Origin of the sequence: Gillisia mitskevichiae (assembly GCF_003634585.1) — a bacterium.
Classification (GTDB): domain Bacteria; phylum Bacteroidota; class Bacteroidia; order Flavobacteriales; family Flavobacteriaceae; genus Gillisia; species Gillisia mitskevichiae.
Genome location: NZ_RBLG01000002.1, coordinates 229,614 through 242,443, shown reverse-complemented (window position 1 = coordinate 242,443; position 12,830 = coordinate 229,614). Strand labels below are relative to the sequence as shown.

Genomic DNA, 12,830 nt, shown 5'->3' with positions numbered 1-12,830 from the left:
ACATATATTTTTTTAGGTTCCTTTTGGGAAATTAAAAAAATCAAACATAAAATAATTGCTCTAACAGAATCGTTAATCTATATATGAAAACTAACAGTATTAAAGTTTTAGTCTTATTACTAACAGGTATACTAATATCTGCATCTACTCCCAACAAAAACTACACCGAAAAATCTAAGTTCGTAGTGGTATTAGATGCTGGACATGGTGGAAAAGATCCGGGAAATAGAGGTGGAGGATTTCAGGAAAAGGATATCGCTCTTAATATTATCCTTAAAATTGGTGCCGAGCTAGAAAAGGATAATAATATTAAAGTGGTTTACACTAGAGATTCAGATGTATTTATTCCATTAGAAAAAAGAGGAAAGATAGCAAATGATGCTAAAGCAGACCTTTTTGTATCTGTACACTGTAATGCTCATAATTCCCAAGCTTCAGGAACAGAAACTTTTGTATTAGGAATCCATAGAAATTCAACAAATTTTGAGGTTGCTAAAAGAGAGAATTCTGTGATCTTTTTGGAGGAAAATTATGAAGTAACTTATGATGGTTTTGATCCTAATTCTCCGGAATCTTCAATAGGAATGACCATTATGCAAGAAGAATATTTAGATCAGAGTATTTTACTTGCAGATTTTGTTCAGAAAAAATTCACTCACGATCTTAAACGTACCAATAGAGGTGTAAAGCAAGCAGGTTTTATTGTGCTACATCAAACCTATATGCCAAGTGTGTTAATTGAAACTGGTTTCTTAACTAATAAAGAAGAAGGTCCTTATTTAAATAGCTCTAATGGTCAAAGTAAAATGGCAGATGCAATCGTAGATGCTATTAAGGATTATAGTCACAGTATTAATTTAGGGGTTTTAGATAATTTAGAAAAAAACGCTCCTGTGGCAGTTACAACTCAAGAAAAAAAGATCGAAGAGTTTAAAGATAGTTATGAAGGTATAACCTTTAAAGTACAATTAGCTGCAAGTTCTAAGAAACTAGAACCTAAATCTTCGAATTTTAAAGGTCTTACTCCTGTATTTAGGGAGAAAGAGGGAAAATTATACAAATACTATTTTGGAGCAACTTCCAGTTATTCTCAAATCCAAAATCTACATGAGCAAGCCAAAACTAAGGGTTATAAAACCAGTTATTTGGTCGCTTTTAAGGATGGAGACAAAATTACAGTTAATGACGCGTTAAAATCACAGGCGGAATAGCAGTACTTTCCTATATTTATTTTTAAATTTGTACGTATCTAAAAAAAATACTTTTGAAATATACTAAAGAGGTTAAGACTGGTATCCTGGCAATTGTGGCCATTGTAATTTTAATATTTGGTTATAGTTTTCTTAAAGGTAAAAATCTCTTAGATTCCAGCCGTAAATTTCACGCAGTATATGCAGACGTAGAGGGGCTTTCTCCATCTTCGGCAGTTACAATTAATGGATTAAAGGTCGGCCAGGTAAATAGAATAGATTTTTTAGATGGCACTGGGATTCTTTTAGTAACCTTTAGTGTAGATAGCGATTTTGAATTTTCAGGAAATAGTTTAGCTCAAATTTATGGTGGAGGTTTAATAGGAGGGAAGTCTCTTGCTATTGTTCCAGATTATGAGTCTAAAATTATGGCTAAATCTGGTGATACGCTACCTAGTGATATAGAAGAGGGTATCATGGAACTTGTAAATGAAAGACTTACACCTTTGCAGGTTAAAGTTGAAAGAACCATCGTAAGTGCCGATTCGTTACTTACAGCATTCAACGAAGTTTTAAATCCGAAAACAAGAAATAATATTGCAGCTACTTTCGATGATTTAGCAGAAACTGTAAGATCTTTTAAAGGAACTGCACAATCCTTAAATGGTATTGTAGTTGGTAATTCTGCTAAATTAGACAGAACATTCACTAATTTAGATGAAATGTCTGGAAACTTCAATAAGTTTTCAGATACACTTTCGCAGGTAGATCTTAACGGAATGACGAAAAAACTTGAGGCCGTTATAGCAGATTTTGAGCAATTATCGAGTAACTTAAATGATGGGAAGGGAACTGCTGGTAAGTTCCTGAATGACGATAAAGTATATAATAATTTAGACCGTGCGACAAAGCAGTTGGAAGAATTATTACAAGATCTTAAATTGAATCCTAAAAGATATGTTCATTTCTCATTATTCGGTAAAAAACCGGGATCATATCAAGCTCCTAAAGATTCTTTAAAATAGACCAACATATGCAACTTATTGCTCAAATTGCCTTTTTTATTGTCCTAGTGGCTGGTATCGCTTTTTTTACATTTAATATTCGCCGAGTTATTCGCAATATTAAATTAGGTAGAAAAATAGACAGATCAGATAATCCTGGGGAGCGCTTTGCTAAAATGGCCAAAGTTGCGATGGGCCAGTCTAAAATGGTTAAAAAGCCCTTTGCTGGATTTCTTCACATAATTGTATATCTCGGATTTATAATTATCAATATTGAGGTTTTAGAAATTATTATTGATGGAGTTTTTGGCACCCATAGAATACTTTCCTTTCTGGGAGCTGGCTATAACTTCTTAATAGCTACGTTTGAAATCTTAGCTTTACTTGTTTTAGTAGGAGTGATTATTTTCTGGTTAAGAAGAAATGTAACCAACATATATCGCTTTATAGGGAATGAGTTAAAGGGTTGGCCTAAGAATGACGCAAATTATATATTGTATTTTGAAATGGTTCTAATGATCCTTTTCTTAACCATGAATGGTGCAGATTACCAATTACAACTTAACGGTGCAGATCATTATGCGCAGAACGCTGGAATTGCAGGTTCTTTTCCAATAAGTCAGTTTTTATTACCTTGGTTTGAAGGTTTTAGTAATGCAACGCTTATCATTATTGAAAGTACTGCATGGTGGTTGCATATAGTTGGGATATTAATTTTTCTGAATTATTTATATTATTCTAAGCACCTCCATATTTTATTAGCTTTTCCGAACGTTTATTTATCTAAATTAAAACCACTTGGAGAATTTGATAATGTTGAAGCAGTTACCAATGAAGTAAAATTGATGATGGATCCAGATGCCGATCCTTATGCGATGCCTGCTGAGGGAGCTGAAGATGACGTTCCTGAGAAATTTGGAGCCTCAGATGTAATGGATCTCAATCAGGTACAGCTTTTAAATGCCTATACCTGTACAGAATGTGGGCGTTGTACGGCAGAATGTCCAGCAAACCAAACAGGGAAGAAACTATCTCCACGAAAGATAATGATGGATACTCGTGATAGATTGGAGGAAGTTGGAAACATTATAAATGAAAAAGGTAGTTTTGAAGATGATGGAAAACAACTTTTAGACAACTACATTTTAAGAGAGGAGCTTTGGGCTTGTACCACCTGTAACGCTTGTGTGGAAGCTTGTCCAATTGGAATAGATCCATTATCTATTATTTTAGATATGAGAAGATATCTAGTAATGGAGCAAAGTGCTGCCCCGTCAGATCTTGCAAATGCAATGACTAATATTGAGAATAATGGGGCACCTTGGCCTTATAATCAAATGGATAGATTGAATTGGGCTAAGGAAAATTAGATTAAAGTAAAACTTAAAGTATAATAGGTTAATTAATTTAAAATTAGATCCTTGTGTTATAAAGGACAATATAAAATATAAAAGTATTCAAAATGGCAGAAGTAATCAAAGTACCAACAATGGCAGAATATATGGCTCAAGGAAAAAAACCTGAAGTCTTATTTTGGGTGGGTTGTTCTGGAAGTTTTGATGATAGAGCTAAAAAGATCACTAAAGCTTTTGTAAAATTATTGCATGAAGCAAAAGTAGATTTTGCTGTTTTGGGAACGGAAGAAAGCTGTACTGGAGATCCTGCAAAACGGGCTGGGAATGAGTTCTTGTTCCAAATGCAAGCTGCAACCAATATTGAAGTTCTTAATGGATATGAGATAAAAAAAGTAGTAACTGCCTGTCCGCACTGTTTTAATACTCTTAAAAATGAGTATCCTGTGCTTGGTGGAAACTATGAGGTGATGCACCATACTACATTTTTAAAGTCTCTTTTAGAAGAGGGGAGATTAAAGGTTGAAGGAGGGAAATTCAAAGGTAAACGTATCACTTTTCATGATCCTTGCTATTTAGGACGTGCCAATAATGTTTATGAGGCTCCAAGGGATCTACTTAGAAAACTTGAAGTGGAATTAGTAGAGATGCGTAAATGTAAATCTAACGGTCTTTGTTGTGGAGCTGGAGGTGGACAAATGTTCAAAGAACCAGAGCCTGGGAATAAAGATGTGAATATTGAGCGCACAGAGCAGGCTATGGAAGTGAAACCAGAGATTATTGCAGCTGGTTGCCCATTCTGTAATACGATGATGACAGATGGTGTAAAAGGTAAAAATCAAGAAGATAAAATAGAGGTGATGGATGTTGCAGAAATGATTGCAAATGCTCACGATCTCTAATATTCCCTCATAGAATATTATTCGCAAAAATTTAACTAATAAACTGGTGTTAAATACAACATTTTAGTGGTACTATATTTGAAGCTATCCCTTTAAAAAAGTAGCTTTGTAAAAATATAACTCCACAAAATATGCTTGTACCATTTAATGAATTACCAGATTCTTCTAGAGTTTGGATATATCAGTCAAATAGATCATTTACAGATCTAGAACTTGAGGAAATCACTTCAAATTTAGAGAACTTTATAACTCAATGGACTGCTCACGGAGCCGATCTTAAAGCTTCTTTTGAAATAAAATACAAACGTTTTATCACCTTAGCACTAGATCAGCAATTAAACGCTGCTACAGGCTGTTCTATAGATAGTTCTGTTAAATTTATCCAAGATCTAGAGAAAAAATACAATGTAGACCTATTGGATAAAATGAATGTAAGTTATAAGCAAGGTGAGTTTGTAGCTTATAAAACATTAACAGATTTTAGAAAGATGGCTAAGGAGAAAGCGGTTAGTAAGAATACCATCGTCTTTAATAATTTGGTGACCAATAAAGGTGAATATATATCAGACTGGGAAGTTCCTGCATCAGATAGCTGGCATAATCGTTTCTTAAACTAAATACTGAATGAAAATACCCCAATTTTATTCAATTTTAATTTTCCTGTTTTTTACTTTTTCCTGTTTTTCTCAGAGTATCAATCCGCTTATAGCTAAAGATTTTAAAGATCAGAAGATCTGGGTGGATAGTATTTATGAGAATATGAGCCTTCAGGAAAAAGTAGGTCAGTTATTTATGGTTGATGTTTTTTCCAGTCAAAGTGGAAAAAATATCGAGAAAGTTCGTGAATTAATAAGCGAGTACCATATTGGAGGAATTATATTTTCTAAAGGCGGACCACAGCGTCAGGCTAAATTAAATAACGAATTTCAAGAGCTATCTAAAACCCCCTTAATGATCGGGATGGATGCAGAATGGGGTCTTGCAATGCGTCTGGATTCTACCTTTGCTCTGCCTTGGAATATGACTTTAGGAGCTATTCAGGATCTTAAATTAATAGAAGAAGCTGGGGCTGCTATATCACGTAATTCCAAAAGGTTAGGGGTTCATATTAATTTTGCTCCTGTTGTAGACATCAATACAAATCCTTTAAATCCAATTATTGGAAACCGCTCTTTTGGAGAGGAAAAAATTAATGTTACTTTAAAGTCCGTTTCTTTCATGAGAGGGATGCACAAAGAGGGAATTCTATCTAGTGCAAAACATTTTCCTGGTCATGGAGATACAAAAAGAGATTCCCATAAAACTTTACCTACCATTTCATTTTCTAAAAGTAGATTGGATAGTATAGAATTGTATCCTTTTAAAAAATTAATTGAAGAAGGGGTTTCTAGTATTATGGTAGCGCATCTTAACGTTCCAGGTCTGGAAACGGAGGAAACAATTCCATCTTCATTATCCAACACTATTGTAAATGACTTGCTGAAAAAGGAATTAAAATTTAATGGTCTTATTTTCACGGATGCTCTTAATATGAAAGGAGCATCAAATTTTAAAAATCCCGGAGAAATAGATCTAGCAGCTTTTATGGCGGGCAATGATATATTATTGATATCTGAAGATGTTCCAAAAGCGGTAGCTAAGATCACAGAGGCTTATAATGATGGTACTATTTCAGAAGTGCGAATGGCCCATTCTGTTAGAAAGATCCTATTTGCAAAGTATAAAGCTGGTTTACATAATTATAAATCAGTAGATACGACCAATCTTATTGCAGATCTTAATACGAAAGAAGATCTTGCTCTTTACGATAAGCTCATAGAAAACGCAATCACGGTTATAAAGAACGATGTAGGTATTCTTCCAATTAAAGACCTTGATACTAAAAAGATAGCCTATGTGAGTTTAGGAGATGATGACGGTGCTGCCTTTTTTCATCAATTATCTCGATATACCCAAGTAGATTGGGTAAAAGCTACCAAACTGGATGAGTTGCTTGAAAAATTAAAGAATTACAATCAAGTGATCGTCGGTTATCATAAATCCAATGCTTCTCCTTGGGCTAGATATGCTTTTACTGCGGAAGAGTTGAGTTGGATACATGAAATATCTAGAAATAATACCACTATTTTAGATGTATTTACAAGACCTTATGCTCTTATGGATCTTAATTCTAGTAGTAATATAGAGGGAATTGTGATGAGTTATCAAAACTCTGAAGCTGCTCAAAAGAAATCTGCAGAAATTATTTTTGGAGCATTGGGAGCAAAAGGACGATTACCTGTAAGTATTAGTGAAGAGTTCCCTGCAGGAACGGGTTATTATACTAAAAGTTTAGATCGACTTTCTTACGGGTATCCAGAAGCTGTAGGTATGAATTCTAATAAACTTCAAGAAATAGACTCTTTAATAAACTTAGCTATTTCAGAAGAAATGACCCCAGGCTTGCAATTGATTGTAGCCCGAAAAGGGAAAGTGATCTATGAGCGAAATGAAGGTTTTCATACATATGATAAAACTATAAAAGTTACAGATTCTTCTGTTTACGATCTTGCCTCACTAACCAAAATCCTTGCTTCTTTGCCCCTCATCATGGAGTTGGAAGACAAAGGGGAGCTTAAATTAAATTCGAAATTAGGAGATCTGATGCCATTTTTTAAAGGTTCCAATAAAGCGAATATAAAGCTGCAAGATATGCTTATGCACTATGCCCGTTTAAAACCATGGATCCCATTTTATGTTTCTACTTTAGATAAAGAGACTAGAGGCAGATCTGTAAAATACTATAGAGAAGAACCTATGGATATTTATAATACACAGGTTGCAAAAAACATGTTTATAAGAGATGATCTTCGGGATTCTATCATGGGAACTATAAGAGATAGTAAATTAGAATCTAAACTAGCATATAAATACAGTGATCTCCCGTTTTATATAATGAAATACTTTATTGAAGATCATTATAATTCCTCTTTAAGTTATTTGGTAAAAGAGCATTTTTATAAGTCTTTAGGCGCAAATACTATTACTTATTTGCCTCTAGTGAATATAGATACCAGTAGGATCGTCCCAACAGAATACGATAAGCTTTGGAGAAAACAAGAAGTTTTAGGCTATGTTCATGATCAAGGTGCAGCTATGCAAGGAGGAATTGGTGGTCATGCTGGACTATTTAGCAATGCCACGGATGTTGCGAAAATAATGCAGATGTATCTAAATGGTGGGAACTATGCCGGTAAAGAGTATTTTAAAAAGGAAACATTAGAAAAGTTTAATACCTGTTATTATTGTGAGCAAAACGTAAGGAGAGGAGTTGGTTTCGACAAACCTCAATTAGGCACTGCAGGTCCTACCTGTGGTTGTGTTTCATTATCTAGTTTTGGACATACAGGATTTACTGGTACTTTAGCATGGGCAGATCCAGATAAAGAAATAGTCTACGTATTTTTATCTAATAGAACATATCCAGATGTTAATAATAGAAAATTGATTAGAGAGGATATTCGAGAAAAGATACAACGCATTATATATGAATCTATAGAGGAATAAATCATGAGAATAGGTATAGTTTGTTATCCCACTTTTGGCGGGAGTGGAGTAGTGGCAACAGAATTAGGTATGGAACTATCTAAACGAGGCCATGAAATTCATTTTATCACCTATAAGCAACCTGTGCGTTTAGAACAACTTACAGGAAACATACATTTTCATGAAGTGAATGTTCCAGAATACCCGCTTTTTCATTTTCAGCCTTACGAATTGGCACTAAGTAGTAAATTGGTGACTATGGTAAAGCTTCATAAAATTGAAGTTTTACATGTGCATTACGCCATTCCGCATGCTTATGCAGGATATATGGCGAAAAAGATCCTAGAAGAAGATGGCATCTTCATACCTATGGTCACTACGCTGCATGGTACAGATATCACCTTAGTTGGAAACCATCCTTTTTATAAACCAGCTGTAACTTTTAGCATTAATAAAAGTGACATTGTAACTTCTGTATCTGAATCCTTAAAGGAAGACACTTTAAAGTTTTTCAAAATTAAGAAAGAGATCGAAGTGGTTCCCAATTTTATTGATGTAGCTAAATTCAGGATCGGATTTACAGATTGTCAAAGAACCTTAATGGCAGATGATGATGAAAAGATCATTTCTCATGTTAGTAATTTTAGACCTGTTAAAAGGATCTTAGATATTATTAATATCTTTTATCAAGTTCAGAAGACTATAAAATCTAAACTTATCATGGTTGGGGAAGGTCCTGAGAGAGAAAAAGCAGAATATTTAGTGCAAGAATTAGGGATAGAAAATAAAGTAGTTTTTCTTGGACAAAGTAATGAGGTAGATAAGATCTTATGTTTTTCAGATCTATTCTTGTTACCTTCAGAAAAAGAGAGTTTTGGATTAGCTGCCTTAGAGGCAATGGTTAATGGAGTTCCAGTTATTTCTTCTGACAGTGGTGGACTTCCAGAGGTTAATAAGCATGGAATTTCTGGATATTTAAGTGAAGTTGGAAATATAGATGAAATGGCAACAAACGCCATTAAAATATTAGAGAACGAAAGTACTTTGGAAAAGTTTAAGCTAAATGCACGTGAGCAGGCTAAGGCTTTTGATATTCATAAAATAGTGCCTATCTATGAGAAATTATATGAAAAGGCAATCTTAGAAATAGAAAAGGCTGACTAGAGTTTTAATTCCTTCAGCCTTTAATAATAATATATTTTGATTAGTTCTAGAATTGGTATCTAAGTCCTAATGCTACGTCTGGTGAGAAATTATCAAGATCATCATTGTCATTAATAAAACCTATTTCTGGTCTAAAGTCTAGAGAAATCAATAAAGGGATATCAAAATTATATTCGATACCTATATTACCTGCAAGAAATAAAAAGGTTTCATCGTAATATTTATAATTTTTGTTATTGTAATAACGATCATCCTTTGCACTAATATTTCCTATACCACCACCAGCACCTGCATACCAGTTAAAACCACCGTCAATATTCCATACCCATTGGTATAAACCAGCAAGTTTTACTGAATTATATCTAGAATTATCATTTCTCCATCCTAGATCAAATTCCAGTCTGTTGTTATCTCCACCTACAGCTCTTTGGTAAGAAACTTCTGCTCCGTACCCATTACCACCTCCAAAACGCAAACCAAGTGCATTTTCAGATATCGTTTGTGCATTGGTAGCTACCGTAGTACCAAGTGCGAATATTGCCAATAAAATTAATTTTTTCATTTTTTGATTTATTTTAGTTTGTTCAGCAAATTTAAACGTTAAAATCACACTGAAATTGCCTGAATAGCTAATGTATTGTTAATAATGATTAATAGCTTGTTAAGGCTATATGGGATAAATTTGTAATTTTAAAGCAGCTATGAAAGAAAAATTATTAGGATTACAAAAAGCGCTCGCAGGAGAACTTTTAATGGACGACCTGCATAAAAGTATATATGCAACTGATGCTTCGGTATATAGAGAAATACCTTTAGCAGTTTCTTACCCCAAAAACAAAGAAGATATTAAGTTGCTTATAGAATTTGCAACTAACAATCATATTGGTTTAATACCTAGAACTGCTGGAACTTCCTTGGCAGGACAATGCGTAGGTAGTGGGATAGTTGTAGATGTTTCCAAACATATCAATAAAATTATCAACATAGATCCTATTAAGAGGATCGCTGTAGTAGAACCTGGAGTAATTAGGGATGATCTTAATAGAGCTATTAAAGAATTTGGATTATTCTTTGGGCCTAATACATCTACTTCTAATAGGTGTATGATCGGCGGAATGGTGGGTAATAATTCTAGCGGAACTACTTCTATAAAGTATGGAACAACCCGTGATAAAACACTAGGGTTAAAAACCATATTAAGTGACGGAAGTGAAGCAGAATTTAGTTCAATTGCAAAAAATGAACTTGAAGAACTTAAAGTAGGAAAATCCTTAGAGTCTAAAATATATAAAGATCTTTTTAATTTGCTTTCTCCTGCTGAAGTTCAGAAAGATATAACCAAAGAATTTCCAATAAGTACCATTCATAGAAGAAATACAGGTTATGCCTTAGATAGTTTAATTGATACTGAAGTGTTTTCGGAGAGTAATAAGACTCTAAATCTATGCGATCTGCTTTCCGGAAGTGAAGGAACTTTAGCTTTTACAACAGAGATCAGTTTGCAATTAGATGTATTGCCTCCAAAATTCACTGCGATGGTAGCAGCTCATTTTACGAGTATAGAAAATTGTATGCTAGCAGTAGAACCTGCTATGGAAAGTGATCTTTATACTTGTGAAATGATGGACAAGGTTATTCTGGATTGTACCATTCAAAATTTAATGTACAAGGAGAACAGGTATTTTATTGAAGGAGATCCGCAAGCAATTCTTATGTTAGAATTAAGATCTAATGATCAAGAAGACCTTAATAACCAAATTCATATTCTTTTAAATAGACTGGAAAGCACAAATCTCACCTATGCAGTGCCTGTGCTTTTGGATGATGAAATAGATAAGGCATTAGAACTACGTAAAGCAGGACTTGGTTTACTGGGGAATATAATAGGTGATAAAAAAGCGGTAGCCTGTATAGAAGATACAGCTGTTGCCTTGCCAGATCTTGCAAATTATATTGCAGAATTCTCGGAGATCATGAAAAAGCATAAACAGAACGCAGTTTATTATGCGCATGCTGGAGCTGGAGAATTACATTTAAGACCCATCTTGAACCTTAAAAAAGATGAGGATGTAAAGTTGTTTAGAAAGATCACAGAAGAGGTAGCTGTTTTAGTTAAAAAGTACCGAGGTTCTATGAGTGGGGAACATGGTGATGGACGACTTCGTGGGGAATTTATTGAAATGATGATAGGTTCTAAAAACTATAAACTTCTGGAAGAAGTGAAAGCTATTTTTGATCCTAATAATATTTTTAATCCTGGCAAAATTACCAATACTGCTCCTATGGATACTTCCTTGCGTTATGAAGTTGACAGAAAGGAACCAGAGATCAAAACGCTGATGGATTTCTCTGATTCTGAAGGGATTTTAAGATTAGCTGAAAAATGTAATGGTAGTGGAGATTGTAGGAAGTCTGTTGAAGCGGGTGGAACTATGTGCCCTAGTTACCGCGCTACAAAAAATGAAAAAGATACTACAAGAGCGCGTGCAAATGCTTTGAGGGAGTTTTTAACTAATTCCGATAAACCAAACAAGTTTGAGCATGAGGAACTTAAAGAGGTGTTCGATCTTTGTATAAGTTGTAAAGGCTGTAAAAGTGAATGTCCATCTAACGTAGATGTTGCTGCATTAAAAGCAGAGTTTCAATATCAATATCAAAAAACAAACGGTAAGTCTTTAAGAAGTAGAGCATTCGCGAACAATGTAAAGATGAATCAGTTAGCTTCTAAAGCAACAGGATTTTCTAACTTTTTATTCTCTAATAGTTTTACTTCAGGAATTGCTAAAAATATAATGGGAGTAGCTCCGGAAAGGAATTTACCTCAACTAGCGAAACAAACTGTTTGGGACTATTATTCTAAAAACCATGTAGAGCTTGCGAAGCCTATAAAAACTGTCTATTTATTTAACGACGAGTTCACTAATTATTTGGATGCAAGTATTGGAATAGATGCTTTGCAATTATTACAAAAGCTAAATTATCAAGTAATAATTCTTGATAATCCAGAAAGTGGCCGTAGTTATATCTCTAAGGGTTTCTTAGAAGAAGCGAAGGAAGTAGCGAATAAAAACATAGAACTCTTTTCAAGTTTAATTTCTGAAGATTCACCTTTATTAGGAATAGAACCTTCAGCTATATTGAGTTTTAGAGATGAATATCTACGTTTAGCAAATAATATTGATAAGGCGAATACCTTATCTAAAAACTGTTTTTTGATCGAAGAATTTTTAAAGAAAGAGATCGCATTAGGAAATATAAGGGCAGAGGCATTTACTTCAGAAACAAAAGAAATAAAAATTCATACGCATTGCCATCAAAAAGCCTTGTCCAACTCTGCTTATACTTTTGATATTTTAAATCTACCTACAAATTATACTGTAAGAATAATAGCTTCTGGTTGTTGTGGGATGGCAGGATCTTTTGGATATGAAAAAGAGCATTATGAGATCAGTATGAATATTGGAGAACAGAGTCTTTTTCCAGCTGTTAGAAAATGTTCCGATTCTACTTTGATTGCTGCAAACGGAACCAGTTGCAGACATCAAATATTTGACGGAACTAAAAGAATTGCACAACACCCAGTGACAATCTTAAAAGAGGCTTTAATTTAAATTGTAATTATATTTTTAAAAATTTTAAAGACGCATAGCTCGCCTATGATTTTAATATGTCTTTAGATTTTTAAATCTGTAG

The 12,830-nt window shown here is 34.0% G+C and carries 9 protein-coding genes; 8 read left to right on the top strand and 1 reads right to left on the bottom strand.

Annotation, left to right across the window (positions count from 1 at the left end; genetic code table 11):
• Positions 1 to 83: 83 nt before the first annotated feature.
• From BC962_RS06760 to bshA, 7 genes are all read left to right on the top strand, one after another.
• On the top strand, positions 84 to 1,211 hold the full coding sequence (locus BC962_RS06760; RefSeq protein WP_121345164.1) for an N-acetylmuramoyl-L-alanine amidase family protein: 1,128 nt from the start codon (positions 84 to 86) through the stop codon (positions 1,209 to 1,211).
• Positions 1,212 to 1,264: 53 nt separating this feature from the next.
• Positions 1,265 to 2,215, top strand: a complete 951-nt coding sequence (locus tag BC962_RS06755) for an MlaD family protein (protein WP_121345163.1) — start codon at positions 1,265 to 1,267, stop codon at positions 2,213 to 2,215.
• A gap of 8 nt (positions 2,216 to 2,223) precedes the next feature.
• Positions 2,224 to 3,564 carry a (Fe-S)-binding protein gene (locus BC962_RS06750; protein ID WP_121345161.1) on the top strand — a complete coding sequence of 447 codons (1,341 nt, stop codon included), beginning with the start codon at positions 2,224 to 2,226 and terminating at the stop codon, positions 3,562 to 3,564.
• A 92-nt stretch (positions 3,565 to 3,656) separates the two neighbouring features.
• Positions 3,657 to 4,448 carry a (Fe-S)-binding protein gene (locus BC962_RS06745; protein WP_121345159.1) on the top strand — a complete coding sequence of 264 codons (792 nt, stop codon included), beginning with the start codon at positions 3,657 to 3,659 and terminating at the stop codon, positions 4,446 to 4,448.
• A gap of 131 nt (positions 4,449 to 4,579) precedes the next feature.
• Positions 4,580 to 5,065 (top strand): ABC transporter ATPase, encoded by a 486-nt coding sequence (locus BC962_RS06740; protein ID WP_121345157.1) that lies wholly within the window; start codon positions 4,580 to 4,582, stop codon positions 5,063 to 5,065.
• Between the two features lie 7 nt (positions 5,066 to 5,072).
• A complete protein-coding gene (locus BC962_RS06735; protein ID WP_121345155.1) occupies positions 5,073 to 7,994 on the top strand; it encodes a glycoside hydrolase family 3 N-terminal domain-containing protein in 2,922 nt (973 codons plus the stop codon).
• 3 nt (positions 7,995 to 7,997) lie between these two features.
• Entirely contained in the window at positions 7,998 to 9,137 is a 1,140-nt protein-coding gene (bshA, locus tag BC962_RS06730; protein ID WP_121345154.1) for an N-acetyl-alpha-D-glucosaminyl L-malate synthase BshA, read from the top strand.
• A 46-nt stretch (positions 9,138 to 9,183) separates the two neighbouring features.
• Here the strand turns inward: bshA and BC962_RS06725 are convergent, their stop codons facing one another.
• On the bottom strand, positions 9,184 to 9,699 hold the full coding sequence (locus tag BC962_RS06725; RefSeq protein WP_121345152.1) for a hypothetical protein: 516 nt from the start codon (positions 9,697 to 9,699) through the stop codon (positions 9,184 to 9,186).
• 139 nt (positions 9,700 to 9,838) lie between these two features.
• Here BC962_RS06725 and BC962_RS06720 point away from each other — a divergent pair, with 139 nt between their 5' ends.
• A complete protein-coding gene (locus tag BC962_RS06720; RefSeq protein ID WP_121345151.1) occupies positions 9,839 to 12,748 on the top strand; it encodes an FAD-binding and (Fe-S)-binding domain-containing protein in 2,910 nt (969 codons plus the stop codon).
• Positions 12,749 to 12,830 lie beyond the last annotated feature (82 nt).